This is a genomic window from Bradyrhizobium sp. BEA-2-5 (genome assembly GCF_032918025.1).
Classification (GTDB): domain Bacteria; phylum Pseudomonadota; class Alphaproteobacteria; order Rhizobiales; family Xanthobacteraceae; genus Bradyrhizobium; species Bradyrhizobium pachyrhizi.
On record NZ_CP136629.1, the window covers coordinates 1,925,729 to 1,951,533 of the forward strand.

The 25,805-nt window shown below is 59.6% G+C and carries 24 protein-coding genes and 5 pseudogenes; 19 read left to right on the forward strand and 10 right to left on the reverse strand.

Annotated elements, in window-relative coordinates:
* Positions 1-139 precede the first annotated feature (139 nt).
* Both RX327_RS09005 and RX327_RS09010 read left to right on the forward strand, forming a co-directional pair.
* Positions 140-1,685 (forward strand): annotated as a pseudogene (locus RX327_RS09005) (FAD-dependent oxidoreductase).
* 212 nt (positions 1,686-1,897) lie between these two features.
* Positions 1,898-2,392 (forward strand): ferritin-like domain-containing protein, encoded by a 495-nt coding sequence (locus RX327_RS09010; protein ID WP_283089630.1) that lies wholly within the window; start codon positions 1,898-1,900, stop codon positions 2,390-2,392.
* Between the two features lie 391 nt (positions 2,393-2,783).
* Here RX327_RS09010 and RX327_RS09015 read toward each other — a convergent pair whose 3' ends face one another.
* Complete coding sequence (locus tag RX327_RS09015) at positions 2,784-3,344, reverse strand: DUF4142 domain-containing protein (protein WP_283089631.1); 561 nt, start codon at positions 3,342-3,344, stop codon at positions 2,784-2,786.
* Positions 3,345-4,269: 925 nt separating this feature from the next.
* Here RX327_RS09015 and RX327_RS09020 point away from each other — a divergent pair.
* A pseudogene (locus RX327_RS09020) lies at positions 4,270-4,347 on the forward strand (isoprenylcysteine carboxylmethyltransferase family protein); the annotation flags it as partial.
* 116 nt (positions 4,348-4,463) lie between these two features.
* Here the strand turns inward: RX327_RS09020 and RX327_RS09025 are convergent.
* A pseudogene (locus tag RX327_RS09025) lies at positions 4,464-5,901 on the reverse strand (IS1182 family transposase).
* 200 nt (positions 5,902-6,101) lie between these two features.
* Between RX327_RS09025 and RX327_RS09030 the strand changes: the two are divergent.
* From RX327_RS09030 to RX327_RS09040, 3 genes and pseudogenes are all read left to right on the forward strand, one after another.
* Positions 6,102-6,837 (forward strand): annotated as a pseudogene (locus RX327_RS09030) (IS5 family transposase); the annotation flags it as partial.
* A gap of 39 nt (positions 6,838-6,876) precedes the next feature.
* The gene (locus RX327_RS09035) at positions 6,877-7,617 is read left to right on the forward strand and encodes an IS110 family transposase (protein ID WP_410712179.1); all 741 of its coding nucleotides are present in this window, start codon (positions 6,877-6,879) and stop codon (positions 7,615-7,617) included.
* Between the two features lie 30 nt (positions 7,618-7,647).
* Positions 7,648-7,812: a hypothetical protein gene (locus RX327_RS09040; RefSeq protein ID WP_160321696.1), complete on the forward strand. Its 165-nt coding sequence runs from the start codon at positions 7,648-7,650 to the stop codon at positions 7,810-7,812.
* Positions 7,813-7,923: 111 nt separating this feature from the next.
* On the opposite strand, the gene RX327_RS09045 is transcribed toward RX327_RS09040, so the two are convergent.
* From RX327_RS09045 to RX327_RS09055, 3 genes are all read right to left on the reverse strand, one after another.
* Positions 7,924-8,253, reverse strand: a complete 330-nt coding sequence (locus RX327_RS09045; RefSeq protein WP_317250068.1) for a hypothetical protein — start codon at positions 8,251-8,253, stop codon at positions 7,924-7,926.
* A gap of 84 nt (positions 8,254-8,337) precedes the next feature.
* A complete protein-coding gene (locus RX327_RS09050; RefSeq protein WP_317250069.1) occupies positions 8,338-8,829 on the reverse strand; it encodes an Hsp20/alpha crystallin family protein in 492 nt (163 codons plus the stop codon).
* A 101-nt stretch (positions 8,830-8,930) separates the two neighbouring features.
* Positions 8,931-9,392 carry an Hsp20 family protein gene (locus tag RX327_RS09055; RefSeq protein WP_317250070.1) on the reverse strand — a complete coding sequence of 154 codons (462 nt, stop codon included), beginning with the start codon at positions 9,390-9,392 and terminating at the stop codon, positions 8,931-8,933.
* 356 nt (positions 9,393-9,748) lie between these two features.
* On the opposite strand from RX327_RS09055, the gene RX327_RS09060 reads away from it, so the two are divergent.
* A complete protein-coding gene (locus RX327_RS09060; RefSeq protein ID WP_082190450.1) occupies positions 9,749-9,970 on the forward strand; it encodes a hypothetical protein in 222 nt (73 codons plus the stop codon).
* A 224-nt stretch (positions 9,971-10,194) separates the two neighbouring features.
* Here the strand turns inward: RX327_RS09060 and RX327_RS39235 are convergent, their stop codons facing one another.
* From RX327_RS39235 to RX327_RS09075, 4 genes are all read right to left on the reverse strand, one after another.
* Positions 10,195-10,842 carry an HWE histidine kinase domain-containing protein gene (locus RX327_RS39235; RefSeq protein WP_080667258.1) on the reverse strand — a complete coding sequence of 216 codons (648 nt, stop codon included), beginning with the start codon at positions 10,840-10,842 and terminating at the stop codon, positions 10,195-10,197.
* A gap of 247 nt (positions 10,843-11,089) precedes the next feature.
* A complete protein-coding gene (locus RX327_RS09065) occupies positions 11,090-11,725 on the reverse strand; it encodes a MarC family protein (protein WP_283089637.1) in 636 nt (211 codons plus the stop codon).
* Positions 11,726-12,162: 437 nt separating this feature from the next.
* Entirely contained in the window at positions 12,163-12,459 is a 297-nt protein-coding gene (locus tag RX327_RS09070) for an NADH dehydrogenase ubiquinone Fe-S protein 4 (RefSeq protein ID WP_317250071.1), read from the reverse strand.
* A 406-nt stretch (positions 12,460-12,865) separates the two neighbouring features.
* Positions 12,866-13,060, reverse strand: a complete 195-nt coding sequence (locus RX327_RS09075; RefSeq protein ID WP_028337198.1) for a hypothetical protein — start codon at positions 13,058-13,060, stop codon at positions 12,866-12,868.
* A gap of 322 nt (positions 13,061-13,382) precedes the next feature.
* Here RX327_RS09075 and RX327_RS09080 point away from each other — a divergent pair, with 322 nt between their 5' ends.
* The 5 genes from RX327_RS09080 (at position 13,383) to RX327_RS09100 (ending at position 18,863) form a co-directional block, all read left to right on the forward strand.
* Positions 13,383-13,733, forward strand: a complete 351-nt coding sequence (locus RX327_RS09080; RefSeq protein WP_283089638.1) for a response regulator — start codon at positions 13,383-13,385, stop codon at positions 13,731-13,733.
* Positions 13,734-14,469: 736 nt separating this feature from the next.
* The gene (gene rpoH / locus RX327_RS09085; protein WP_317250072.1) at positions 14,470-15,363 is read left to right on the forward strand and encodes an RNA polymerase sigma factor RpoH; all 894 of its coding nucleotides are present in this window, start codon (positions 14,470-14,472) and stop codon (positions 15,361-15,363) included.
* A 520-nt stretch (positions 15,364-15,883) separates the two neighbouring features.
* On the forward strand, positions 15,884-17,509 hold the full coding sequence (groL, locus tag RX327_RS09090) for a chaperonin GroEL (RefSeq protein WP_317250073.1): 1,626 nt from the start codon (positions 15,884-15,886) through the stop codon (positions 17,507-17,509).
* Positions 17,510-17,799: 290 nt separating this feature from the next.
* Positions 17,800-18,294 (forward strand): transcription elongation factor GreA, encoded by a 495-nt coding sequence (gene greA / locus RX327_RS09095; RefSeq protein WP_050382885.1) that lies wholly within the window; start codon positions 17,800-17,802, stop codon positions 18,292-18,294.
* Positions 18,295-18,506: 212 nt separating this feature from the next.
* A complete protein-coding gene (locus tag RX327_RS09100) occupies positions 18,507-18,863 on the forward strand; it encodes a PRC-barrel domain-containing protein (RefSeq protein ID WP_283089641.1) in 357 nt (118 codons plus the stop codon).
* Positions 18,864-18,992: 129 nt separating this feature from the next.
* Here the strand turns inward: RX327_RS09100 and RX327_RS09105 are convergent, their stop codons facing one another.
* The gene (locus RX327_RS09105) at positions 18,993-19,463 is read right to left on the reverse strand and encodes a hypothetical protein (RefSeq protein WP_244481703.1); all 471 of its coding nucleotides are present in this window, start codon (positions 19,461-19,463) and stop codon (positions 18,993-18,995) included.
* Between the two features lie 1,156 nt (positions 19,464-20,619).
* Between RX327_RS09105 and RX327_RS09110 the strand changes: the two are divergent.
* From RX327_RS09110 to RX327_RS09140, 7 genes and pseudogenes are all read left to right on the forward strand, one after another.
* Positions 20,620-20,929, forward strand: a pseudogene (locus RX327_RS09110) (co-chaperone GroES).
* A 48-nt stretch (positions 20,930-20,977) separates the two neighbouring features.
* Complete coding sequence (gene groL / locus RX327_RS09115) at positions 20,978-22,603, forward strand: chaperonin GroEL (protein WP_028337190.1); 1,626 nt, start codon at positions 20,978-20,980, stop codon at positions 22,601-22,603.
* Between the two features lie 1,287 nt (positions 22,604-23,890).
* Positions 23,891-24,346, forward strand: a complete 456-nt coding sequence (locus RX327_RS09120) for an Hsp20 family protein (protein WP_283089642.1) — start codon at positions 23,891-23,893, stop codon at positions 24,344-24,346.
* A 213-nt stretch (positions 24,347-24,559) separates the two neighbouring features.
* Positions 24,560-24,877, forward strand: coding sequence for a hypothetical protein (locus RX327_RS09125; protein ID WP_317250074.1), 318 nt, complete (start codon positions 24,560-24,562; stop codon positions 24,875-24,877).
* Positions 24,874-25,050 carry a hypothetical protein gene (locus RX327_RS09130; RefSeq protein WP_283089644.1) on the forward strand — a complete coding sequence of 59 codons (177 nt, stop codon included), beginning with the start codon at positions 24,874-24,876 and terminating at the stop codon, positions 25,048-25,050. The genes RX327_RS09125 and RX327_RS09130 overlap by 4 nt, the downstream gene beginning before the upstream one ends.
* 20 nt (positions 25,051-25,070) lie before the next feature.
* Positions 25,071-25,262 (forward strand): hypothetical protein, encoded by a 192-nt coding sequence (locus RX327_RS09135; RefSeq protein ID WP_317250075.1) that lies wholly within the window; start codon positions 25,071-25,073, stop codon positions 25,260-25,262.
* A gap of 187 nt (positions 25,263-25,449) precedes the next feature.
* The gene (locus tag RX327_RS09140; protein WP_028337184.1) at positions 25,450-25,671 is read left to right on the forward strand and encodes a hypothetical protein; all 222 of its coding nucleotides are present in this window, start codon (positions 25,450-25,452) and stop codon (positions 25,669-25,671) included.
* Positions 25,672-25,805 lie beyond the last annotated feature (134 nt).

The following is a 25,805-nucleotide window of genomic DNA, read 5'->3' on the forward strand; positions in this document are numbered from 1 at the left end:
GCTGTCGTGAAAGAGGTTCTGAGGACAGATATGATCGGGGGAGACGCTGTCCGCTGTGGCCAAGTGGTGCAATCCCGCCGACCCTCCCAATGGAACCCGTTTTCCGCCCTCCCGTTGGCCCTCTTTGAGAGGATGCGTCATGAACGTGCGAGATGAATATACGCAATCGCTCTGGATGGATGTTCCGGTAGTCCAAGCTCCCAGCCTGTCGGGATCCGAGCGGGCGGACGTGGTTGTGGTCGGTTCTGGCATTGCGGGGCTGTCGGTGGCCTATGAGCTTGTTAGCCGCGGGCGTTCCGTGATCGTGCTGGATCGCGGCAGCATCGGCAGTGGCATGACAGCGCGCACGACCGCGCATCTCGCTACGGCGCTGGACGACTATTACAAGGAACTCGTTAGCGTGCGCGGCGAGGAATGTGCGCGCCTCTATTACCAGAGCGTCATGGCCGCCATCAGCCGAGCCGAAGCAGTCCAGGATCTCGAAAACATCGACTGCGATTTTTGCCGGATCGACGGTCTCTGGGTCCCGGCACCGGAGACACCGAGGTCCCTGCTTGATGAGGAACTCGAGTGCTGCCAGCGGCTCGGAATTCCCGTCGAGGACCGCATGGCGCCGACGCCGTTTCACTCCGATGGCATGGTGCGTTCGTTGCGCTTCCCCGGGCAGGCGCGCTTTCATCCCATGAAATATCTCGCGGGTCTTGCAAGCGCCCTGCAGCGCGCCGGCGCAAAACTTTACGCCGACAGCTGTGTCGAGAGCATCGAGCAAGCTGGACGATATCGTGGTGAAAGTTTCGTCCGGGCACGAGGTGCGGGCCACCGACGTAGTGGTTGCGACGAACTCTCCGGTCAATCTTGAAGTCGCTATTCACACCAAACAGGCGCCGTATCGCACTTACGTCAACGTGGGGAAGCTGCCGGGCGGCGTGCTGGCCGACGCGCTCTATTGGGACACGCTCGATCCCTACCATTATGTCCGCCTGCAGCCGCTCTCTACCGATGAGGTTCTCGTGATCATCGGCGGTGAAGACCACAAGGCCGGCGAGGCTGATGACGGCGAGCAACGCTTTGCGGTCCTGGAGCACTGGGCGCGCGAACGATTGCCCGACCTGGGTGCGATAACCCATCGCTGGTCGGGACAAGTCCTGGAGCCGATAGATTTCGTCGGCTTCATCGGCCGCTCGCCGGACGAAGAGCATGTTTTCATTGTCAGCGGCGATTCCGGGCAAGGCATCCCCAACGGTCTTGTCGCCGGCATCCTGATCGCGGACCTGATCACCAGCGGCTCCAATGCGTGGGAGGACGTCTACTCGCCGGCACGGAAGATCTACAAGAACCCTCGGTGAATACATCAGCGAGAACATCACGCCGTTGAAAAATTTCGCGGAGTATCTTTCGGCGAGCGAAATCGCTTCCGTCGAGCGGCTGCGTTCTGGCGAGGGCTGTTTGGTGCGTAGCGGATTGCAAAAAGTCGCAGCATGCCGGGACCAGAAAGGACAGCTGCACTTGCATTCCGCCAGCTGCACGCATCTGGGGTGCGTTGTGCACTGGAATTCACTGGAGCAAGTTGGGATTGCCCCTGTCACGGATCGCAGTTCGCACCAGATGGCACCGCGCTCAATGGACCTGCAGTATCTCCACTTGCCGAGCTCGAGAAGCCGGCGCACCACCAGGCCGCGGAATAGCTCCGGTCGGCCACTGCAGGAACTCTAGTGGCGGAAGCCTGGTGTCTCCGACCATTGTTCTGGTGCTAAGGGCGGATGAACCCCTTAGTGAAAGGCCCTCGAAAAACGGGGCCTTTTTAGTGCCGCCTTTTGGTGAGTGATTAGCAGTACCATGCCTCTCGGAACCTTTGACGAAAGGCGCTGTTGGCTCGTGTACAAACAAGGAGGGATCCATGCCGGGCCAGAATAAGACACTTGAAGACCTCTTCCTGGAGACCCTCAAAGACATCTACTACGCCGAAAGGAAGATACTCGTTGCGTTGCCGAAATTGGCAAAGGCCGCGAGTTCTGACCAACTGCGCGCTGCATTTGAAAAACATGCCGGCGAAACCGAGGGGCAAGTTCAACGTCTGCAGCAAGTTTTCAAGATGATGAAGCAGGCTCCCAAGGGCAAAACCTGCCCGGCGATCCTCGGGTTGGTCGAGGAAGGCGAAGAAGTGATGGAGGATTTCGAAGATTCTCCGGCGTTGGATGCGGGCCTTCTCTCGGGTGCTCAGGCGGTTGAGCATTACGAAATATCGCGTTATGGCACGTTGATTGCCTGGGCTGAGCAGCTGGGTATGAAGCAGGCAGTCCAGCTCCTCGAGCAGACGCTTGAGGAAGAAAAGAAAACGGACGCTGTGCTAAACAAGCTGGCGCAAGCCGCGATAAATCGTAAGGCGGCTTAGTCCCCAGTCAGCTGGCCCGCTCCTGGGCCAGCCCAGGTGGCGCACGCGTCGTCGAGGCGGCATAGCTGTGCCGTGTCCTTCTCTGTGGGGCGCCAACCCGATTGAACCCGCTTGGCGTGGTGCTGGCAGTGGCCGAAGTTCTTCAACCGCTGCTGGTTACCTTTGCCAAAGGGCAAGCGGGCAACAAACCGCTGATGTTAGCGCTTGCCACTGCCGAAATAGCGGCATCGATACAGTTGCAGCTCTCGCTAAAAGGTGAGAGCCGCCGCTGTCCCCGCCAAGCGACGATCTCGCAAATCCTAGAGTATTCAGTCCTCACAATGTCACCGGCCGTCTCGGCATCGGCAAGAAAACCGGGAGGGAGCTGCGGAACAGCGGTCCCCTTCTGCCGCTATTTCTTGCCCTCGCCGACCGTAGGGGCGGGCTTTTTGTCGAGATCCTGCGCCATCTCAAGGTGATGCTTCAGCGCGCGCAGGGTCTTACCGGCCCAACCCTTGAGGTCTGCGTTGTCGCCGCCCTTTGCGTAACGCTCGAACAGGTCGACGGCATCCTTATGAGCGCTGACCTGCATCGAATTGAACTCGGAGCTGAAGTCGTTACCGTTGGCACCGTTGAGCTTGTCGAGCTTGCTTTGATGCGATGAATCGAGCGTGCTGGGCAGTTCGGCTTTCACCTTGCCGCTGGAAACCAATCCCTTCAACTCAGTGCTGGTTTTGGTGTGGTCCGTTACCATCTGGGAAGCGAAGGTCTTCTCCGCCTCATTGCCCTTCTGTTGTGCGAGTTTGCTGGATTCGATTTCAAACATATCCGATATCGCGACCTGCTTGACAAAATCCACCGTCGAGGGGCTGACCCCGAGCACGGAATTGATGCCGGCCTTCTCGCTGACGGATTGCGCCAGTCCCGGCGTCGCCAGCAAAATGCACGCGATTGCTAGTACGGTTCGTCTCATGTGTATCTCCATCAGCTTGCGGTCTTTCAGTTGACGCCCTTGCGAAGCGCCAGGTGATGACGCGCGAAAAGAGAACTTTCCGAGGTGTTCGCACTGCGGCAGGGAAGTTCTGTTTTTCCATAGCATCTTTGATTCTAAGCAAAACGCTTACACGCGCGTCTATCCCTACTCCTGCGGCAAGTTGATCTGGCAGACTAAAGTTCCTCCCGTTGGTTGGCCTGCTGTGTAGGTTATTTCCCATCACCAGCCAGGCTCTGCCCGTAGGCGTTGGTGGCTGAGAGACCGAGCGCGCTCCCGCCTGCACAAAAAGGGAGGCGCGTAATGGAACACGCGCAGCGCATTGAGGCGATCCAGGCTCGCATGGCTGAGCAAATCGAGACTATCGCACGAGCCGTTTGCGAGGATAAGGAGCCGCTGACCGCCGAACTAGTGCTTAGGGCGCTCGCTACCCAGATGGCGCATGAAGACGCGCGTCCAGCCGGTGTGGTCCTAGTTAAGGCGCGCGAGAAAATTAGGACAGCTTGTGCTGGCGCACTTCCCCAGTCGTCATATTCAGCGTCGGAATATGCTCAGGGGGTAGCTGTCGCTAGCGCGTGAGGTCGCAGCGAGCCAGATTTGGACCCGCCGTCATCGATCGTCACGCGGACTAGATGAACCTCGGTCGCCTGTTGCATAAGCAATAAAAGCGGCATCGAGGGAATCGTTTCAAAAATCTTCACATAAGCTAGTGCTGGAACCTGGAATGGGACACTGCTCCTGACACGCTTGAGTAAATGCGGAGATCAAGACCGGAGCGCAACCTGTTTGCATGTTCAGGCTCACTCATCATGACGGTGTCGAATACAGCTTCATGGGTTGGCGGCGATATCGTTCGTAGCGCTCATCGTAGGCGTCGGCGCCCTGTTGATCGGATGAGCCTGTCATCTATCGGTGGACCCGCAATCCCATGTATCTCGGCATGGCGCTTATCTATGCCGGCCTTGCGATCGGCTTCGACGGGCCCAATCACGAAAATTGACCAGTCGGCCGCACGGTCCGACTAACGTCCCCTTTGGGTCTTGGCCGTGTAAAAACGGTCTCAAGAGAGGTCGGTTCTGAGAGCCAAGAGCCGAGGGTGTCTCAGGCGGCGATCGCCGCGATCAGCGGCTTGGTTCCGATGATGTTCATGACCCGTGTGAGGTTGTAGGCCAGGACGGAGAGTGCCATCTCGGCGGCGACCTTCGGAAGGGTTTTGGTGAGGAAGTGCGTCGCTCCCATGCGGGCCTTCATCGTGCCGAACGGATGCTCGACTGTTTCTCGACGCTGGCGCATGGCCTGTGGATTTGCATCAAGGCGCTGCTGCACAGCTTCGAGCAGATGCTCTTGCTCCCATCGTGGAATCCGCCGCTCTGGCCCTGTCGTGCACTGGGATTTGAGCGAACAGTTCTGACAGGCTGTGGTCCAGTAGCGCCTTATCTCCTTGCCATCTTCCTCGCTCGTGAAGCGATATGGCAGTTGCTCCCCAGCCGGACAGCGATAGGCGTCTTCCTCCGGCAAATAGACAAAGTCCTGCTTGCCGAAACGCCCATCTGACTTGGCGCCCGACGTTTGCGGCTTGGGCAGAGTTACCGTGACGCCGGCCTCGTGGCACGCGAGGATCTCCAGGCTGCTGAAGTAGCCGCGATCGGCCACGGCCTCGAGCGTCTCGGTCTTTAGAACGGCCTTCGCCTGCTTGGCCATGCTGGCTAGTTGGGCCCGATCTGAGCCGCTGTTCGTGACCTCATGTGCCACAATCAGATGATGCTCGGTATCGACGGCAACCTGCACGTTGTAGCCGACGACGCCGGAACCGCGGCCACTTGTCGCCATCGAACGGCTGTCTGGATCGGTCAAGGAGATTTGCTGGTCGGGCGAAGCCAGCATCTGCTTCTCGTAGACGGCAAGCTTGCCCATTTCCTCCTTCAGCTTGGTCAGCTTCTCGCTGAGCCTCGTCACCTTCGCGGCCAGCGCCTCGCTCGGCTCCTGTCGGTCGGCCGTGTCAAGTTGGCTCAGATAGCGCGAGACGCTCTCCTCCAGCTGCGCACGCCGCCGTTGCACCTTCGCCCGCGTGAAGTTCTTGTCCCGGTTGTTCACGGCTTTGAACTTGCTGCCATCGATGGCGACGCTCGCCGTCGCGAGAAGGCCCATCTCACGGCAGAGTTCGACGAAGCGCGCACAGACCTTGCGTAGCGCCAGGTCATTGTCCTTACGGAAGTCGGCAATCGTCTTGTGATCGGGGGCGAGCCGACCCAGCAGCCACATCACCTCAGCATTGCGGCCGGCTTCTCGTTCGAGGCGTCGGTTCGATTGCACCCGGTTCAGATAGCCACAAATGTAGAGCTTCAGGAGAACCGAGGGGTGATACGACGGCCGACCGGTCGTCGCCGGCTCCACCCCTTCGAAGCTCATCTCGGCCAAATCGAGCGTGTCGACAAACACGTCGATCACGCGAACAGGGTTGCTCTCGTCAATGAAATCGTCGAGGCATTCGGGCAGTAGCGTCGACTGCCCGCGGCGCCCCCGCAACGAAGCGCTTCATCAATTCCCCCCGAAGAATCGCGGGAGAATCATAACAGCGGGCAGCGTTTTCACACAGCCAGGGTCATTTTCGACACATTCAACGAGGGTTGTCGGCTTGTTGACGTCCGCTTTGCCACGAAACGGCCGAACCTGGGCCGGGCCAGAAGCGTTGCGTTTGGACCGACCCCATGATTCAAACTTCAAATTGGGGGTCGAATCATGCGCTACGAACTCGCCGACTATGAATGGCTCGCCATCAAGCCGATGCTGCCGAACAAGCCGCGTGGCGTTCCTCGGGTAAACGACCGACGTGTCCTCAACGGCATCTTCTGGGTCCTTCGATCCGGGGCACCTTGGCGTGATCTGCCGGATCATTTTGGCCCCTACACGACCTGTTATAACCGTTTCGTCGCTGGCGGCGGGCTGGTGTCTGGGGCCGCATTATCGACGCACTTGCCGCCGCCCACGACTCCGCAGTCCAGCTGATCGACACATCCATTGTCCGCGTGCATCAGCATGGAGCCTGCATCACACGAAACCAGCGCCAATCGATGGGTAGGTCACGCGGCGGCTTGACGAGCAAAATTCATGCGGTGGTCGATAGCTATGGTCTGCCGGTGCGGCTGGCGCTGAGCCCCGGTGAGGCCCACGACGTGCGGCTTGCCAGGAAACTGCTGTCTCGTCTGAAAGTCGGGTCAATGTTGCTTGCCGACCGTGGCTATGACGCCGATTGGATCAGGGACCTTGCCATGAAGAAGGGCGCGTGGGTCAACATCCCGCCGAAAAGCAATCGCAGCGATCCGATCTGTTCAGCCCCTATCTCTACCGCGCTCGTAACCAGGTCGAGCGGTTCTTCAACAGGATCAAACAACGTCGTCGGGTGGCGACGCGCTACGACAGGCTCGCTGCCAACTACCTAGCCTTCGTTCAACTCGCGTCGATCAGGCTATGGCTATGCCTTAATGATGGGGTGGACGCCCCGCCGACGGCATCAATGTGCCAAAGTGGAGGTGTTGAGCACCACTTAAGGGAGGCGTCCGTGTCAAAGGTTACCACGATCGGTCTGGATATTGCCAAGCATGTTTTTCACGCTCACGGCGTGGACGGACGCGGTCTCGCGTTGTTCAGCAAGCGGCTCAGCCGGGGAAAGGTGCTCGATTTCTTCGCGGCTCAGCCTAGCTGCACTGTCGCGCTGGAAGCATGTGGCGGAGCGCACCATTGGGCTCGCCAGCTTACTCAGCTTGGCCATCAGGTTCGGTTGATCCCACCGGCCTATGTAAAGCCGTTCGTGAAGCGACAAAAGAACGACGCGATCGATGCCGAGGCAATTTGCGAAGCCGCTCAGCGGCCGAACATGCGGTTCGTTGCCGTGAAGAGTGAAGAACAACAGGCGGCAGGTCTAGTATTTCGAACCCGCGACCTGTTGGTGCGGCAGCGAACTCAGCTCATCAACGCCGTACGAGGACACCTCACGGAATATGGTTGGATCGCTCCGAAGGGGCCTTCCCATATGGCAAGGCTCGCCGATCTGATCGAGGAAGAAGAGGTGATAAATTCGCTTCCCGACGCGGCCCGCGCCATGTTCCGTTTAATGCTTGATGTGCTCACTGACCTCAACGACAGGATTGCGGATCTTGACAAGGAAGTCGCGCGGCGAGCTCGAGATGGCGGCGGCATTGCGGCTGGCCTGGGAACGATGAGGAACATCGCGGCGCGAGGTGCATTTTTACGATAGACCGGGGGGTGACGCGTGTTGGAGTGTGTCATGCGTGATGTCGCCGAACTACTTGAGCGGAAGCGCGTCCTGCTCGACCGGCGCGAGGACGCCGCACCGAACATCCTCGCCCAAGTCGAACGGGAGCTCAGGGAAATCAACGAGGAGCTTGCCCGGCTCGAGGACCTGACGGCCCCGGCCACTGCTACCCCTTAGCTAAGCGGACGGCCGGAGGCTTTGCTCCACCTAAGAGGGCGACAAAGGGCGCGACCCACGCCGCCGCCGTATTGCCAAGCAGCACCATGGTCAGAACGGTTTGCGTGAACATCATGCCGATCTCCGCAATGCGGCGGCCCATGGCCGCCGCAGCCGCATCGGCACGCCGCCGCCCCGCGGCGGATCGTCGCCCTCGCCATCGAGGCGGCGCAGCGCCGCGAGGATGTCGGCGAGCCGGATCGGGTAATCCATGCCCGGGATCTCGCGCAGCGATGGGCAGGATTCGACCGCGAACATGTCGGATGCCCACGACGACAGGATGACCCGCTTTTCAGGCGCGGACAGCTTGTCGTCATTCAGGACCGCGTCCGGAGACGCATAATGCGCGGCCGGATGAAACAGGAAGTCGAGCTTGCCGGAGTTCGTGTTGGCATTGGTCATCTGTTGCCTCCCTTTACGCTCCTTTCGTGGGACGGTGTTGCAGATCGATGAGCCGGCGGCCGACGCCGCCGGCCGTAATCGTACCTATTGGGCCTTGATGGCGATGCGCTTGACGCCTTCGCGCGCCTTCTCCGATTTCGGCAGCGACACGGTCAGGACGCCGTTCCTGAACGACGCCTCGGCCTTGTCCTCCTCGACGCCCTCCAGCGGGATCTGCCGCTCGAAGGCGCCGTAATAGCGCTCGGTGAAGTACCTGCCTTCGCCGTTGCGCTCCGCCTTCTTCTCGCCGCGGACGGTCAGGACGCCATTGGCGATCTCGACCTGGACGTCCTTCTCGGTGAGGCCGGGAAGCTCGGCCGAGACGGTCAGCGTCTTGTCGGTCTCGCTGAGCTCGACCTTCGGCCAGCCGAACCGGCCTTCCATCAGCGGCGACAGGCCAGTCCCGCCGAAGCCACGGAAGACGTCGTCGAACAGACGGTTCATCTCGCGGTGCAGCGTCATGAACGGATCATAGGTGCCGCGCGAGGGCACAAGCTCCTGGCTTTTCGACCAGGGAACGAGATCACGAATTGCCATGGTTCTTCTCCTTCAGATGTCTTCTCTCCTTCATGCATGCGGCGAGGGAGCGCGGACGCGCATCGGCGCGCCGCGTTCCACCGTCATCACCTCGATCGCGGTCAGGCCGCCTGCTTCTGCTCGATCTGCGGCGAGGAGGAGTTGCCGGCCGCGATATTGATTCGGCGCGGCTTCATGGCTTCCGGAACCTCGCGGACGAGGTCGATGATCAGGAGCCCGTCCTGGAACGAGGCCTGCTTCACCTGGACGTAGTCGGCGAGATTGAACACGCGCCGGAACGGTCGCGCGGCAATGCCCTGGTACAGATATTCGCGCGCGGCGGTCTCGGGCTTCTTGCCCTCGATGGTGAGCGCGTTCTGCTCGGCCGTCACGGTGATGTCGCTGGCGCCGAAGCCTGCCACCGCGAGGCTGATCCGGTAATGGTCTTCGCCGGAACGCTCGATGTTGTAGGGGGGATAGTTGTCCTCGGTCGCCTGGCGCAGCGTGCTGTCGACGAGGTCGGCCAGGTGATCAAAGCCGATGGTGGAGCGCCACAGGGGCGCGAAATCAAAACTGGTCCTCATAACCAAGTCCTCCTGAGAGCAAGATGGATACGAAGGAGCGCTAGACGACAGGTCCGAAAACCGGACGCCCGGCGCCCGCACCGGACCCATGACGGCGTCCGATACACCGCTCCCGCGGCAAAAAACGACTTAGAAAAACGACAAGCCGATTCAAGAGGGACCGCGAAAATTTTTCGACGCCCTGGATGCCGCGCCGCATCATGGAGCTCGCGCAACGCAGCGACGTTAAGGGTTGCTTACAAGGCAGGCGGCCGCCGCTTGACAGCGGGAGCGACCTGAATAATTTTTCTCCACCGGGAATTCATTCCGTTTCTCGAAACCGAAAAGGACAACAACGACCGTCTGGAGCGGCGACAATGTTCAATGAAGATATTGCCCGTATCCGCGCCCGCCGCGGTAACACCCGCAGGTATGCACGCCTGCTGAAGACCAGGCTTTCGGACCTCGAGCGTCAGTATATCGAAGGTCGATTGTCAGAGGAGTGGGCCGCCTCGGGGCACTGGTCCGAAGCGTTCCCTGTCTCGTTTACCATGCCCAAACATCTCGGCGCACCCCCGAGCGCGGAGGCGTCATTATGACCAACTTCCCCTCTCGAACCGGAGACGACCGCTTCGCGGCATTCGACATCGTGCTGAAGAGGCGCGGCCGCGGCAGGTGGAAATGGTCCGTCTGTGCGGCCGGAGGAGAGACCATCCTATGCGGGTCGGAATGCAGTCGCCCGGCCGCGCGGTACAAGGCACAGAGTGCGCTCTTTCTCCTGCTGTGCGCCAGTGCCTCGCGTATTCCCGCGTTGCCGCCTGCGTCAGCATCGGAGATCTTCGAGGCGAGCGCTCGCAGGCCGCAGAGCCGGATCACGATCGAAGGATTGCGCCAGCCGAGAAAGTGCTCGGAAGATATCGAGAGGCTCCGTTCGGCCCATGCGGCCGCCGCTGCGTCCAAGGCGATGGCCCGGCGCCTTGTGCGTCGGACCCTTCGCCCATCTGGAGGCATGGGTGCATCCGAGCTCTAGGGAGCTCGGAGAGGCGGGGAGATCTACATCGAAGCCCGACGGTCGGGATGGCCTGTCGTCGGGGAAAACAGAGCTGGAGAGGACGGCCGACCGACCGAGACCCGAGGGATCGTCAAGGCTGCAGCGCGCGGGTGCTGCATCCAGTTTTCCGCCAGCGTATGGATGCAGCTCGTCTTCGACGACCTTCTTCGGACTGGCGCCGGTCCAGCGCGAGGCCGAGAACAGCCGTCGCACGTTCGTCAGCGCGGCGAGGCGACCGTGAAAGGCCGCCCGGAATTCATCGGCGGTCTCCGCTTTGGCCAGACGCAACTCGCCTGGATCACCGCAGGGAGATTGTTGGCGCGGTGGTCGACTTTGTGGGTGAGGAGCATCATCCTCTCCTCCGCTTGCTTGCGCGAGGTAATGTCGACCAGCATGTTGACCGCGCCGACCAGCCGGCATCGCGTCCCTTCCAGTTCTCCGCAAGGCCAACTCGGGTTTACGAGCGCTGCACTAGTCTAGAAGCCCAGCGCCGCCGGGGAGCTGGGAGCATTGCAGACGGATAAATGCGCGGGTCAGTGCTTCCCCCAAGCAATAGCCCCCAGAGCGCCTACCGGGTTCCAAAGAAGGCAGGATCCGTCCGGCCTCCCTACCGCCCGATCGTCCGCGACCGACATGAAGCCAATGTTGCAGCTGGCTTGGCAGCATCTCAGCCCGCTAATCCGGGCAATTCGCTCCGAAGGCCGGTCATAACAAAGTTCACGCCTATTGCCGCTACAATCAGCGCCATGATGCGCGTCATAACGTTAATTCCGGTCTTGCCGAGAAATCGCTCGATAGCAGCGGCCGTCCAAAGTGTCGACCCGATCAGGAATGTCGCGATGATCGACGCTGCACCAAGTAACGCGGTGGAGGACCAGCCAGGGTTGTCGTTGGAGAGTGTGATGATGATGCTGACTTCGGCCGGACCGACGAGCAAGGGAAATGCGAAGGGCGTTATCGCCCGACCGTGGATATCCACCTCACTGCGGTCGACTCCGCTGGGTGGCTGCATGAACTTCCCATACTGCGCCTGAAACATCTCGAGCGCGATCACCAGCGCGAGTAACCCGCCCGCGATACGAAAGTCGTCGAGACCAACATTGAAAAAATTGAGTATTTGCTTGCCAAGGACGGCTGCTCCAACAAAAAAGATCGCGACCGCAGTGCATGCCAAAACGATGATGCGATGGATACTGGCACTTCCCGCCTGTCGCGTGATCGTCAGAAAGATTGGAATGGCTCCGACGGGATTGGTCAACGCGTAAAGCAGTATCGTGATCCCAATGAATTGGTTCCAGAGCATAGCTGTGCCTACCCCGAGAAGCTCTGCTCCGCACTTCTCGTCGCAAGCTGCGCTCGACAACAACTCTCCGATCCGACGCCTCGGAGTGCGTCGCAAGATGCGGGACGCCCGTTCGACCCTCGTTTCGTATCCATGGTCAAAGTGCTTTGAGAAACCTCTCAGCGAAGTGTAGCTCGCTCATCACACATACGATTCGGAGCGGACCCTCGGCAATTCAAAAGATCTAGAGACGTCGGTCCGGAAAGCCTGCTGCGGCTTGAGTTCCTCAAAGATCGGGGCATGATCCGGCGCATGCTGTAAGGTCGGCCAGCGCTCCCATATCTAAGAGGTTTCCGACGTGGATTAGAAATCACTGCGCAATCAACCTTGCAACGCGAAAATAGGCCGCCCTCTGCGCCGTCGGCTGGACAGTCTAGGAGTGTGTATTGCAGCTCTTGTCAGTGGGCGTAGGCGACTGCCGCTTCTGCCGAGGGAAACGAGAGTTCCAGTTGAGCGAGCGGATCGTCGTCCTCCGTCCAACCCATCAGCGGCTCGATCCTAAGCGGCGTGCGGCGCTCGAACCTTAGCCTCCATTCCCTTTTTTGCTTGGGCGCCGAAGTCATGACCGAAGGCGCCGCCTTGTATATGATCGCTTGAGCGCCAGCGAGAAGTGTAGATGATGCATAGCCCGGCATTTTGTTTTTCTCCTCAAAGTCATTTTTGAGCCATATGTCGGTTTGTGCGTTTTCATTCATGGCAGCAGCGCAGCACGCGGGCGTTCGCGACATCGTATTCGAATGCGACAGACATCTTTATTTGCGTCAGGTCCGCGAGTTCGGACTGAAGTCGAGCAGTAACGTACTCAAGCCAGAGCCGATCTAGAATCGACCTCCGACGTTTCAAGTTTCGGTAACGCTTGCGAGGCCTGATCCATCAATTGATTGACCGTCACACTCGTTTGAGCGCGGCGCAACGAGCGCTTGGCATCAATGACACGGCCGGTGAAGTGGAATTTGACCAAGTTCCGCAGCGGCTTCTGTTTCAGCGTCTCGTCACCAGGATCGACAGCATTGGCATCCCTGGATGACGGCCGCCGCCGAGTAGGTCCGGCGGCGTCATCCGGGAATGCTTGGTAGCTTCCACCTCGCACCGTCCGAGGCGTCACTCGATGCCGCTTCTCAATAGAGCTCGCGCCACCTCGAGTTCGCTGATGGCCTGACGCAACGCTTGGCGGGCCTCTCCTTTGTCGCCTTCTGAGCAAGCAATGCTTAATCGCTTCAGATGTCGTGCTGCCGTTTCCGCATGCGCGACGATATCAGCGGCGCCGACGAAGCTGGAAGTCTTTTTCTTGTCCATGACCTACCTAGATCATCAAGGAGACACTCCGGTTCGGGAGAGCGGCGAGGCGTGCCGCGGACGCCAACTCCGCAAATGCCCGAGTCACAACCGTTTGGCTTGTGCGGCTATGTCGCCGACAGCGTGCCGGCTTCGTTCCACCGATCCGGCCAGATCGGTCTACGAAAGTCTCCGACGATGTGATTTGTTCTGCAGAAATTAGAAACGTCCCGGTCGGTTTCAAGTGCTTCTTGAGCGGAGAGCAGAGTATTGTTGGGAACGGCGCAGCGCTGAGGCGGTTTCTGCTCGTTGCGGAGAATATGAAAGCGTTGAGGACCGATAGGTGCGAATACTGGTCGTCGAGGATGATCCCCTGATCCGAGAATTGGTGGTCGATGTATTGCGCGCTGAAGGCCATAACGTCATCCAGGCCGCCGACGGCGAAGAGGCCTTGGTCTGGTGTAGCCGTAAGATTGCGGACGTGTTGATTACCGACATCCGGCTCCCTGGCAAGGTTGACGGCTGGCAGATCGCCGAGCGGTGCCGCGAGAACGACCCGGATCTGCCGGTGATATACGCGACGGGATCCTCTCCGGTGACGCCGCGCCCGGTCTCCGGCAGCCTGATTTTGGAGAAGCCCTATCATCCCGACCAACTCGCGCAGGCCGTGAGGGACGTTACCGCATCGAACTAGATCTCACTCCAGACGGCCGGAAACCCGGCGAACGGCAGCCAACTCGCTCATGTGGGATATTGTCTGGCTTAGGTTGGGCCGCCACGGGCGTTTCGTTCCGCCGGCCGTACCCTCGACCACATGTCTATTCGCCCTGGACCGGGAGCGACCTGCATGCGCGGCTGCCGCTCGACGAACCGACCATATCGCCCGGCTTTGCCTGCCCGGCCCATCCTGGGTTTACCGGCGATGCCCGACCCCGAATTCTGCGCCCCGTGTGGCAGCGGCTTCGTCGTTTGAGCCCGAAGCCAGCGCAGATAGGGCAGGCGCGAAAGCGTAGGCGCTGGCAATCCACTTCGTGGCTTTTCCTCCGAAGCTGTTTTGCGGAGCGCTCAGATATGCTTTGGCTTCGATCCGACTTTTAACTGGAAGCTCCGGAACAATTTCATTTCATCGAAGTTTTGGCATCGCCTTACCTGCCGTCGCTCGTCCCTAGGGCGCAGCAGTACGGGGATACTGTCAACCGGCTCTTGGGGGATTTGGCTATGGGCTCCATCAGCACTTCCCGGCGCTGCGGCCAGCGGATCGACCATCTGCTGGGTTCGCTCTATTGGAAATCCGGCCATCGCTTCGCGAGAGGCGGCATTAGGCGTCTTTCGAAATTGCGAAGTAAACTTAGGTCTGTTGCGGGCAGGATGGCCGCAGAAATCGCACCCGCGTCTCGATAGCCACGCGAATTGGAGAAGGAGCGATCGTCATGTCGAACGTCGCAACACTGCCGTTTCTCACGTCGGAGGAAGGGCTCTCTCGCTACCTCGTGGAAATTCGGAAGTTCCCGCTTCTCTCCGCGGAGGAGGAGTTTACCTGCGCGAAGCGTTGGCGCGAACTGGGCGACCGCGACGCAGCATACCGTCTCGTCACCAGCCACCTCCGGCTGGCTGCGAAGGTCGCGATGAAGTACCGCCGTTACGGGCTGCCGATCGCGGACCTCGTTTCGGAAGCCAATCTGGGTCTGATGCAGGCCGTCAAGCGGTTCGAACCCGATCGAGGCTTTCGGCTTGCAACCCTTGCCTTGTGGTGGATCAAGGCGTCGGTCCAAGACTACGTCGTCAGATCTTGGTCGCTCGTAAAGATGGGAACCACTGCAGCTCAAAAAAAGCTGTTCTTCAACCTTCGTCGGCTCAAGAACAGGATATCCGCTTTTGAGGAGGCCGACATGGCGCCCGACCAGGTAAACTATGTGTCCGAACAGTTGAAGGTGACTTCGCGGGAAGTGATCGAGATGGATCGGCGGCTGCGTGGCGATCTCTCACTCAACGTTCCAATCGGCCAAGAGGACACGCTGGCTGAGTGGCAGGACCGCCTGATCGATCCCTCGCCGAGCCCGGAACGCCTGCTGATGGACGAGGATAATAACCGCCGGCGGCTGGGCGCGCTCTCGGAGGCACTTCAGACGCTGTCCGCGCGCGAACGCGCAATTTTGCAAGCAAGGGTGCTCACGGACGAGCCGAAGACCCTGGACGAACTGGCACGGCAGTATCGACTGTCCCGCGAGCGGATCCGCCAAATTGAACAGCGCGCACTCCAGCGGGTGACGTACGCCGTGCGGGTGCGATTGACAAACGCTCCGGCGCCGACCTGCTGTCAGTGAGAAGGTCGTGTTGGAAATGGCGAATCTCAATAGCCGCGCATCGGGGTCCCTTCAACGTCCCGAATAGGAGGTCGTGCTCACGGAATAAGTGCTTGGTGCCATGCCGAACATCGGGGCTTCGGTATGATCGCCGGCGTTGTGCGTTGTATTCAATTGCGGGGCACCTACCGCACTTCGCCATGATGGCTTCTGACTTTTCGATCGACGTGACACGTACGTTCGGGTCCAACAATCGTCCGGTCGGCGCTGTCCAATCGGACGGAAGCCGTGTTGCGCGTTCGCGGCGCATCCCGCGCGCCAAATATTCGCGTGCTGAGGCTTGAAACCGACCTTTCCTCCCCTAGGTGGTTTGTCGCTGGGACCGTTCCGACTCAGTTCTGTGAGACATCGCAGACCTACGAAGGAGGAGGTGCATTCCGTCAGTGGGAGCGCGTGCCGACGCGTGGCATTGCCGCTAAGGAGGAGACGGAGGGCTGTAAACGGATCTTTGGAAGCGGAGGAGAAAAAGGAGGATCTCGCCATGGCTGCCAAGGAGGTGAAATTCGCTGCGGAAGCTCGCGACCGAATGCTGCGGGGCATCGATATCCTGGCAAATGCAGTCAAGGTCACGCTCGGTCCGAAGGGGCGCAATGTAGTCATCGAAAAGTCGTTCGGTGCTCCTCGCATTACGAAGGACGGGGTCACCGTCGCGAAGGAAATCGAGCTCGAGGACAAGTTCGAGAACCTGGGCGCGCAGATGGTGCGCGAGGTCGCGTCCAAAACGTCCGACGTCGCGGGCGACGGCACGACCACTGCAACCGTGCTCGCGGAAGCCATCGCAAGAGAGGGAGTCAGATCGGTCGCGGCCGGCATGAATCCGATGGACCTCAAGCGCGGCATCGATCTTGCGGTCGATGCGGTCGTGGACGACCTCAAGGGGCATGCCAAGAAGGTGACCGCCAACGAGGAAATCGCGCAGGTCGCTACGGTTTCCGCGAACGGAGATGCGGAAATAGGCAAGTTTCTAGCCGACGCCATGATGAAGGTAGGCAATGACGGCGTGATCACCGTCGAGGAAGCCAAGAGCCTCAACACAGAGCTCGAAATCGTCGAGGGAATGCAGTTCGACCGCGGCTACGTTTCGCCCTATTTCGTCACAAACGCGGAAAAAATGCGGGTGGAGCTCGACGACGCCTACATCCTGATCCATGAGAAAAAACTGTCCGGACTGCAGGCGATGCTGCCGCTGCTGGAGTCCGTGGTGCAATCGGGCAAGCCCCTGCTCGTGATCGCCGAGGATATCGAGGGTGAGGCGCTGGCCACTCTCGTGGTCAACAGGCTTCGCGCCGGCCTGAAGGTCGCCGCTGTGAAAGCTCCGGGTTTTGGCGGGCGCCGCAAGGCCATGCTCGAGGACATCGCCATCCTTACCGGCGGCAAGATGATCGCCGGAGATCTCGGCATCAAGCTTGAGAACGTCACAGTCAGTATGCTTGGTCGCGGCAAGAAGGTGGTTGTAGACAAAGACAACACGACCATCGTCAACGGCGCCGGCGCGAAAAAAGATATCGAGGCGCGCGTTGTCCAGATCAAAACGTTGATCGAGGAAACCACCTCCGACTACGACCGCGAAAAGCTTCAGGAGCGGCTCGCCAGACTGGCAGGAGGAGTCGCTGTTATCCGCGTGGGCGGCGCCACGGAAGTCGAGGTCAAGGAGCGCAAAGACCGGGTCGATGACGCGCTTCACGCCACGCGCGCCGCAGTCGAGGAAGGTATCCTTCCCGGCGGGTGCGTGGCGCTGCTAAGGGCACAGGAAGCGCTTAAGGGTATCAAGGTCGCAAACCCGGATGAGAAGGCCGGCGTTGACATCATTCGCCGCGCGATCCAGATGCCGGCGCGGCAGATCGTGCAGAATGCCGGCGAAGACGGCTCATTGATCGTCGGCAAGTTGCTCGAGAATGATCAATACACTTGGGGCTTCAACGCCGCCACCGGCGAGTACGAGGACCTGGTGAAAGCCGGCGTGATCGATCCGACGAAGGTCGTTCGCACGGCGTTGCAGGACGCCGCTTCGATCTCCGCGTTGTTGATCACGACGGAAGCACTGGTGGCGGACAAATCCAAGAAAGCCGAGGCACACGCGCCCACCGCGCCCCCGATGGACTACTAGGCGTCAGTCAGTGCAGGCATCTAACTCAAAGTCGGGAGAAGATCCGTGGCAGATCCCTTAGCGCAGGTCAAAATGGGGACGGAGGCACTCGCTCTCTGCATTGCAGGCGTCTTGTGCGAACGTGAGCCAGCCCTTTTGGCAGCATTCCGAGAGAGCGCAGAATTGCTCTATCGCGTCCTTGATGATCGCGGGGATCATGAGGCTGCGGCGATGGTTAGCGCATTTGGAAGAGCGCTGGCGGATCCCTCCTTTAAGCGTTCTGCGAACTAGTCGACACAAGTAACAAGGCGATGACAAAATTTCCAATAACTGCTGCGGGTCACGCTGTCCTTGATGCCGAACTCAGACACCGCATCCGAGTGGCTCGCCCGGACCTTGTTCAGAGAATTCGGCAGGCGATTGCCGACGATGCTAACCTGATCGAGAACTCTGAATATCAGGCGGCCCACGCAGAACAGGAACTGAATGAAGCGCGAATCGCCGAATTGGAGGACAAGCTCGCGCGCGCTGACATTATCGATGTATCGAAGCTGTCCGGCCATGCGATCAAGTTCGGTGCCACCGTGACGCTGATCGATGAGGACAGTGGCAAAAAGCGGATCTGGCAGATCGTCGGCGAGCCCGAGGCAAACGCAAGCGCTGGCAGGATTTCCGTGACTTCACCGATCGCCAGGGCTCTAATCGGTAAGAGCAAAGGTGAAACCGTTTTCGTTGAGACACCGGGCGGCGGTAAGACGTATATGATCCAAAAGGTCGAGTGGCTTGAGGGCGGTCGAAGCGAGTAGAGCGGCGCATGACCGACTACGTAGTTGCAGACTGCATTTGTCGGCATCGATGCCGAAAATCCGTCGTGCTGCCTGCTGTTGTCGAAGGGGCCTCGGCTGATGCGGTGCCGGCCACGAAACTATGGGTTCGCCACTGAACTCAAGAAGACAATGGGCGAGGATAACAGAAGCCAACTCATGCCAAAGCTTCATCTCAAGTGATGGAGGGCGAGATGATGGTCAAGGCCACGACTGGACCACATCAACTCATCGCAAGCGATCACGTCGTGGGCATGGCAGTGCGATGGCCCAATGGTGCCGTGCTTGGTCACATCGAGTGGTTGATGATCGACAAGGCATCGGGGAAATTGTTGTATGCCGTGCTCAGTGTTGGCGGGTTTTTCGGCTCCCGCACCAACCTGATTCCCTTGCCTTGGGGCCGGTTGCGCTACAATCCAAAGCTCGATTCTTGCGAGCTCGACATCGAGGACGACGAGTTGAGGCGCGCACCGTCGTTCCGAGCCGACGAGGATTTTGACTGGGGTGACCGCACGCAGGAAGCGGCATTGCACCGCTTCCACAAAGCGTAGCTCATCCCCTCGGCCTGCGCCAGCCATGTCAAACTAGCTCGGCGCGTGGTGCCGGATTGCACTCGAGTTGGCGATCCTGCCGTTGTTTCGTCAACGGCCGGAAAGACCTTCCGGTGCCGTTGACGGTCACTACCAATGGTGCCAGCGGCGGTGCCACCATGGCCGGCCGACGTAAAAGCCCGGGGGCCGATAGTAAACCGGGGGCGGCGGATAATAGGCGTAGGCGCCGTAGAACGTCGGACGCCACCAGCATCGGCCCCACGGATTACAGATCCAGCGGACCTGCTCAGCGTTGGGCTTGCTCTTGGCAATCTGATGCGCCTGCGGCAGGCCATTCGGCATTGCCATTGCGCTCGGCGTGAAAGCCAAAGCCGCAATGGCGATCAGAGCAGCCTTCCCCTTCATAAGATCCTCCTGACTAAAAAGGCTACAAACGCCGACGCGCGCCGGAGGTTCAAGCGGATGGCCACTTTTCACGTTTTTGAACGAGCGTTTAAGCGGCAGATTGAACGGACATCGTTCGCTTCCAACGGCGCGCCTGCAAATATCTCGAACGATCATCGCGCGACCAAATCCGCGCGATGAAACTGCGCTGCCCATGCTCGCAATTTAGGACGAGCACCCCCTGCAAATATCGCGGATCAGGTCCTTCGCGCGGAAATCCGATGTCCCGTTGAGGCGCTTCGCATCGATCCTCCGGCGAGCGATCGTTCCGTCAGACGGCCTGGCGCGAAGCGTTGCGGTGGGCTGAACTTGCTGCTTCGGGAGCGCCCGTCCCTTGCCCGCAACCTGAGTGATGCTAGACGCTGCGGCCAAGAGGGCGGACGCAACGAGCCAACGACGCATAGCTTGCCCTCCCGGTTAGCGTTTGCTCTTCCAAGCCTGAAGCCTGGTAAGCCAGTCTTTGAACGAACTGGAGAGCCAGCTCAGCTGCCTCACCATGCCTGGGATGATCTCGTTCCAGTGGGGCCAAGACGGCAAATAAGGGGTCTTCATTGTCCCATCCTCCTGCAACTAACATTGTGCGAGGAACAAATCCTCGGAGCTCGCCAATTCCACATGGGATTCGGCGGCGATCGACTTAGGAGAGCTGGCCCATTTTTCAAGACCGGCTCGCAGTAGAGCGTCTGGCCGGGCGGCGGCGCGCGGCCTGAGGCAGATCATCTCTACGACGCCCCAACAAGGTTGAGGTGCTTTTGACCCAACTGTTGCCGATCGTCGCCGGCAGCAAATCGAGGAGCACGACCTCCTGAAGGGTGCCGCCGGTCAGGACAAGGAAGATGCTCCTCGTCCAAGGCTCAAACCACATGAAGATCCACGGAGGGGACGAAGTACGTTGACGAACCGTTTCTGTCCTGCTCTCGGTCCACAGCCGGAATTGCCGGATTGATGGCAGGATCCTCTGGACGAATCCATGAAGCTCGCCCGGGTCGGCGCCCAACTTCACGCATCGGTCCTCAGGCACGCCTTGCACTTGTGCGGAAAGCTTCCTGAGCTTCTCAAGCCGGGCAAGCCGACCCTCCGGACTACTTGGAATGACGGTCGTTTACAGTTTGCACGAACCTGCGGCAGCGGTGAGGCGTCGCGAAGCGTCGAAGGTCGCCATCGATAGTAGTTTAGCAGTCGACCAAATGGACTGCCAAAATTTTTTGACCGCCCTCTTGAAGCCCCCTGCCACGAACCTAATTCCTTTCCCGCCGGGGGCCGGTTCCGGCCCCGGTCTATGACATCGCTACACCCATTAAGGAGGAAGTGCATGCATTTCCGTCCATTGCACGACCGCGTGCTCGTGCGCCGCATCGACGCCGAGGAAAAGACCGCCGGCGGCATCATCATTCCCGACACAGCAAAGGAGAAGCCGCAAGAAGGCGAGGTCATCGCCGCGGGTCCCGGCGGGCGAAACAAGGCCAGTTGGCCCGCTCGACGTGAAGGTCGGAGATCGAGTCCTGTTCGGCAAGTGGTCAGGCACCGAGGTCAAGATCGATGGCCAGGATCTGCTGATCATGAAGGAGAGTGATCTTCTCGGCGTCGTCGAACACCACGGCAAGCTGAAGAAGGCGGCGTAAGGTCGCAAAAGAAGCTGACAGTCATCGAATAGAAAGGAGATCAGGATCATGGCTGCCAAGGAAGTCAAATTTTCAACCGAGGCCCGCGAGCGCATGCTGCGGGGCGTGGATACGCTGGCGAATGCGGTGAAAGTCACCCTCGGCCCGAAGGGGCGCAACGTGGTGATCGAGAAGTCATTTGGCGCGCCGCGCATTACCAAGGATGGCGTTACTGTCGCCAAGGAGATCGAGCTCGAAGACAAGTTCGAGAACATGGGCGCCCAGATGGTGCGCGAGGTTGCGTCGAAGACCAACGACCTCGCCGGTGATGGCACGACCACGGCGACTGTTCTGGCGCAAGCCATCGTCAAGGAAGGCGCGAAATCGGTCGCGGCCGGGATGAACCCGATGGATCTCAAGCGAGGCATCGATCTCGCGGTCGACGCCATCGTCAACGACCTCAAGACCCACGCGAAGAAAGTCACGTCTAATGACGAGATCGCTCAGGTCGGCACTATCTCCGCCAATGGTGACAGCGAGATCGGTCGTTTCCTGGCCGATGCGATGCAGAAGGTGGGCAATGAAGGCGTGATTACGGTCGAGGAGGCCAAACACCTCAACACCGAGCTCGAGGTGGTCGAGGGCATGCAGTTCGACCGCGGTTATGTCTCGCCCTATTTTGTTACGAACACCGAGAAAATGCGTGTCGAGCTCGAAGATCCCTACATCCTGATCCACGAGAAGAAATTGTCCGGCCTGCAGTCGATGCTGCCGCTGCTCGAAGGGGTGGTCCAATCCGGCAAGCCGCTCCTCATCGTGGCCGAGGACGTTGAAGGCGAAGCCCTTGCGACGCTTGTCGTCAACCGTCTGCGTGGCGGACTTAAGGTCGCGGCCGTGAAGGCGCCGGGCTTCGGCGATCGTCGCAAAGCGATGCTTGAGGATATCGCGATCCTCACCGGCGGCACCGCAATCTCCGAGGACCTTGGCATCAAGCTCGAGAACGTAAAGCTCAACATGCTCGGCCGCGCGAAGAAGGTTGTGATCGACAAGGAGAACACGACCATCGTCAACGGTGCCGGCGCCAAGAAGGACATCGAGGCGCGAGTCGCGCAGATCAAGGCCCAGATCGAGGAGACCACTTCCGACTACGATCGCGAGAAGCTGCAGGAGCGGCTGGCGAAGTTGGCGGGCGGTGTGGCGGTCATCCGCGTCGGCGGCGCAACCGAAGTCGAGGTCAAGGAGCGCAAGGACCGTGTCGACGATGCCCTTCACGCGACACGTGCTGCTGTTGAGGAAGGCATCCTTCCCGGTGGCGGCGTGGCGTTGCTGCGTGCGCTGAAGGCGCTCGATGGTATCAAAACGACAAATTCGGACCAGAAGGCGGGCGTCGACATCGTTCGTCGCGCGATCCAGGTCCCGGCCAGGCAGATCATCCAGAATGCGGGTGAGGACGGCTCGCTGGTCGTCGGCAAGCTCCTCGAAAGCAGCAGCTATAGCTGGGGCTTCAATGCGGCGACCGGCGAATATCAGGACCTCGTGAAAGCCGGTGTGATCGATCCGGCCAAGGTCGTGCGAACCGCCCTGCAGGATGCGGCTTCGGTGGCCTCGCTGTTGATCACTACCGAAGCGCTGGTGGCCGACAAGCCCAAGAAAGCTGAGCTTGCTTCAACGGCCGCGCCACCAATGGACTTCTGACAGGAGCCGCGCCCGGCCGCTTGCGTGGCGGCTGGGCGCGATTTTTGCCGGTCAAGGAAACCGAAGATAGATAGGAAGGCATACAGACGCCGCTGCTCGCACGCGGTCTCAAGCTTCGTAACCATCGCATGGGTTAATATTAACGACAGGAGGATGAGATGATCATGGATCACACCATTGGCTCCGCTCGTGCGGAGAAGCGCAAGAACTCCACACAGCGCTTATGGCGCCGTCTTCTGACGGCGTCGCTGGCATCGGCGCTGGCGATGCCATCTTTGGCTGCTTGGGGGCTGAATAGTCCGCCCAGAACGACCGCAATACCCGCTGACGTTCGGCCATCGCCGCCGATTGCGTACCTCGAGTCAATCCGCTGAATGCAGTGGGAAACGAAAGCTCCAAGGCTGAGGATCGACATACTGATGTCGCCCAACGTGACGCCGTGGAGCATCCTGCAACCTGGGCAGGATCGGACCCAACGATGTCCGACCCTTAGCTGACCGCCGTTGAAGTGGAAAGTAGCGCAGGGACTTTGGGCAAAGACCCTGTGCTATTAACCTGTGGTGATGCCGACAGAAGTCGCGCGCCTTTTGAAAGGCCAAAGAGCTTTGGCGACAAGCCTCTGAGATTGCGATAGCGCGGCCAAGGGTCGGTTGTTGACGCTCGCCTTGGACTGCGAGACGAAGGCTAACGAACTGCGAAGCCGGCTGGCAACCTCGCGGTCGGCCAAGGATAAATCGTCCTCTTAGACGATGTTGTCGCCTCGTGTTTTGGCAGGCTGGCAAAGGAATGTTGGTCGCTGTTTATGGTTTCGCGCGATCGCGTCTAGGCGCATGATCGCCTCCAAAACCTTCGCTTGGTCATGCCGATCTTTGCAGCGAGCCGTAGCTGGCTGTGACGGGCCGGTATGCTTCTTCTCGGTCGCCATGATCGCGCCAGCTCCGAGCGCAAGCGAGCACCTCTGAAGTATCGAGAAGGGAAGTTTTCAGCTCTCAGCAGGGCATCGATCGGATCAGGAAGGGGCGGCATCCATGCGGCCTATTGCATCGCGGTAGATCGGCGCGGCAAGGTTTCTGGAGCGCCGCCAACGGAATCATCATGAGTGGCCGGCGAGGATCACCAATTTTTTTTGAGTGGCTCTTGACGCGATCAATCTGCTGCCTAATTTTTGCCGCGCTACCCCAACTTAACGGGGCGGTGTTTGGGTGCCAATCCGGACCCAGACCAGACGGGCACCGGTCGTGTCCCCGGTGCCGTTCATATCCATCTTGCTCCCTGGAGGATTTGGCTATGCGCACATACGACTTCTCTCCTCTCTTCCGGTCAACCATCGGCTTCGACCGTCTTTTCGATCTCGCCGAGATGACCAATCGGTCGGGTGAGGAGGACAACTTTCCCCCCTACAACATTGAACGGCTGGCGGAAGACCGCTATCAGATTGCACTCGCGGTCGCAGGCTTCTCGTCCGACGAGATTTCGGTGACGGCCGAGCAGAACGTACTTACCGTCGAAGGAAACAAGGTCGAAAAGACCGAGCGCGAATACCTCTACCGTGGCATCTCTACCCGGAGGTTCAAGCGGCAGTTCAGCCTGGCCGATTACGTCCAGGTCAAAGGCGCCACATTCGACAACGGGCTCCTCAAGATTGAGCTTGCGCGCGAAATCCCCGAGACCATGAAGCCGCGGCGGATTGCGATCAATGCAGCGCAGACGAGACCGCCGCGACAGCTCGAATCTGCGGCCTGACCCGGCCCGAGCTGCGTGCCGGAAATCGGTACGCAGCCTTCACATCGATATCGTCTACAGGACGGAGGCAGCCATGCGGCCGACGACCGCGCTTACCTGTCTGAATGATCTGAAGCCATCATTCCAAAACCAACGAAAGTTCGAGCATCCGCTGGGAGGTAAGCACCTCGCATGCGCTCGACAATGCGTCGCCTTGCAGCCTAGGAGCCTGCCATGACCGATATCAAGCTACCAAAGCAAGTCGTGGACAGGATTGAAGCCCGGTGGTCGTCAAGGTATTGCTCGAAGGAGACGCAACATTCCAGATTGATCGACCAGCGCCTTGAACAACTGCGAGAGCACCGAAACAACATCCGCCGTTATCGCTGGCTTATGGGTACGCAGCTCTTCGACTTGGAGCGTCAGTTCATCGAGAGGCGCCTCGCCGAGGAGCTTGATGTCATGCAATGTGTGGCATCTAGCGTCCCGCCTCTCGGCGCACGCCCGATGTCGATCCGGGCCGCCGAGACATCGGGAGAAAACCACCCATGATCGACCTTCAGGCGATACTCATTCGCGGTAGCGAGAAGATCATCGGTCATTACCAGTATCTCCTTGATACCGCGACCTCGGAACTGGAGCGCGAGGGCTTTCGCCAACGCATCCACGAGCAGCAACTGCTGGACAAGCTTCGCCAGCCTGAGCTGCGCGCCCGCGCGGCGTGATGGAAGGATTGTTCGGCAGTATGAGTGAGCTGAAGAGTGTACCCTTGGACGAGGCTATCCGACTTCGCTGGGTCTTGCGGGATATTCGCGCCAAACGCTTTGTCGTCAGTCCGCTGGATCCGGCCGACGTTCAGAAGCTCAATCAGATGGGGTTTGTCGAAATTCAGGATACGCTCCCTGTCCTGACGGCCGCGGGTATGGCTGAGATTTGAAATGCAAAAGTTGACCCTCCGCGATGAGCGGATTGCGGAGGTTGAAAGATACACTTGCTTCGCTACTAACCGTCGTATGGAAAGATACAAAGGTGCCGAGCAACTGTGATGGAGTAGTAACTGCGCGCATCGTTGGTCTGCGGCGGAGAATATTGATCATCGACCTGCGCAGGCTCAGGAGTAAAAGATGTCGATCTACCTGCAGACGCAAATCCGCGAAATGAAGCCAACAGAGATTAGCCGTATCGTGACAGCTTACGAACGAACTTTGCATGCACTCTGTGTCAAAGACGGCGACGACCCACTGACGGAAATGATCGCGAAGACGGTCATCAAGGTCGCACAAACGGACATTGCGGACCCTTCGGAAATATCCGCCCGGGCGATCAAGGTACTGGAAATCCGGTAGTGGATGCGAAGCCGAACCAAAGGGAAGTGTCCCGCATGATACTTACTCACGCTTCGGCGATGCAGGCTTGTCCGATATGTGCTCCGTTAAGCCAAGCCGACTGTCGCCCAGTAACGCTGATGGTTGATGAAAAT

What these genes read in the sequence shown, in the direction of transcription:
- RX327_RS09010 (WP_283089630.1), top strand. Translation starts at nt 1,898, where the DNA reads ATGCCGGGCCAGAATAAGACACTTGAAGACCTCTTCCTGGAGACCCTC.
- RX327_RS09015 (WP_283089631.1), bottom strand. Translation starts at nt 3,344, where the DNA reads ATGAGACGAACCGTACTAGCAATCGCGTGCATTTTGCTGGCGACGCCG.
- RX327_RS09035 (WP_410712179.1), top strand. Translation starts at nt 6,877, where the DNA reads ATGTGCCAAAGTGGAGGTGTTGAGCACCACTTAAGGGAGGCGTCCGTG.
- RX327_RS09040 (WP_160321696.1), top strand. Translation starts at nt 7,648, where the DNA reads ATGCGTGATGTCGCCGAACTACTTGAGCGGAAGCGCGTCCTGCTCGAC.
- RX327_RS09045 (WP_317250068.1), bottom strand. Translation starts at nt 8,253, where the DNA reads ATGACCAATGCCAACACGAACTCCGGCAAGCTCGACTTCCTGTTTCAT.
- RX327_RS09050 (WP_317250069.1), bottom strand. Translation starts at nt 8,829, where the DNA reads ATGGCAATTCGTGATCTCGTTCCCTGGTCGAAAAGCCAGGAGCTTGTG.
- RX327_RS09055 (WP_317250070.1), bottom strand. Translation starts at nt 9,392, where the DNA reads ATGAGGACCAGTTTTGATTTCGCGCCCCTGTGGCGCTCCACCATCGGC.
- RX327_RS09060 (WP_082190450.1), top strand. Translation starts at nt 9,749, where the DNA reads ATGTTCAATGAAGATATTGCCCGTATCCGCGCCCGCCGCGGTAACACC.
- RX327_RS39235 (WP_080667258.1), bottom strand. Translation starts at nt 10,842, where the DNA reads ATGCCGGCTGGTCGGCGCGGTCAACATGCTGGTCGACATTACCTCGCG.
- RX327_RS09065 (WP_283089637.1), bottom strand. Translation starts at nt 11,725, where the DNA reads ATGCTCTGGAACCAATTCATTGGGATCACGATACTGCTTTACGCGTTG.
- RX327_RS09070 (WP_317250071.1), bottom strand. Translation starts at nt 12,459, where the DNA reads ATGAATGAAAACGCACAAACCGACATATGGCTCAAAAATGACTTTGAG.
- RX327_RS09075 (WP_028337198.1), bottom strand. Translation starts at nt 13,060, where the DNA reads ATGGACAAGAAAAAGACTTCCAGCTTCGTCGGCGCCGCTGATATCGTC.
- rpoH (WP_317250072.1), top strand. Translation starts at nt 14,470, where the DNA reads ATGTCGAACGTCGCAACACTGCCGTTTCTCACGTCGGAGGAAGGGCTC.
- groL (WP_317250073.1), top strand. Translation starts at nt 15,884, where the DNA reads ATGGCTGCCAAGGAGGTGAAATTCGCTGCGGAAGCTCGCGACCGAATG.
- greA (WP_050382885.1), top strand. Translation starts at nt 17,800, where the DNA reads ATGACAAAATTTCCAATAACTGCTGCGGGTCACGCTGTCCTTGATGCC.
- RX327_RS09100 (WP_283089641.1), top strand. Translation starts at nt 18,507, where the DNA reads ATGATGGTCAAGGCCACGACTGGACCACATCAACTCATCGCAAGCGAT.
- RX327_RS09105 (WP_244481703.1), bottom strand. Translation starts at nt 19,463, where the DNA reads ATGGGCAGCGCAGTTTCATCGCGCGGATTTGGTCGCGCGATGATCGTT.
- groL (WP_028337190.1), top strand. Translation starts at nt 20,978, where the DNA reads ATGGCTGCCAAGGAAGTCAAATTTTCAACCGAGGCCCGCGAGCGCATG.
- RX327_RS09120 (WP_283089642.1), top strand. Translation starts at nt 23,891, where the DNA reads ATGCGCACATACGACTTCTCTCCTCTCTTCCGGTCAACCATCGGCTTC.
- RX327_RS09125 (WP_317250074.1), top strand. Translation starts at nt 24,560, where the DNA reads ATGACCGATATCAAGCTACCAAAGCAAGTCGTGGACAGGATTGAAGCC.
- RX327_RS09130 (WP_283089644.1), top strand. Translation starts at nt 24,874, where the DNA reads ATGATCGACCTTCAGGCGATACTCATTCGCGGTAGCGAGAAGATCATC.
- RX327_RS09135 (WP_317250075.1), top strand. Translation starts at nt 25,071, where the DNA reads ATGAGTGAGCTGAAGAGTGTACCCTTGGACGAGGCTATCCGACTTCGC.
- RX327_RS09140 (WP_028337184.1), top strand. Translation starts at nt 25,450, where the DNA reads ATGTCGATCTACCTGCAGACGCAAATCCGCGAAATGAAGCCAACAGAG.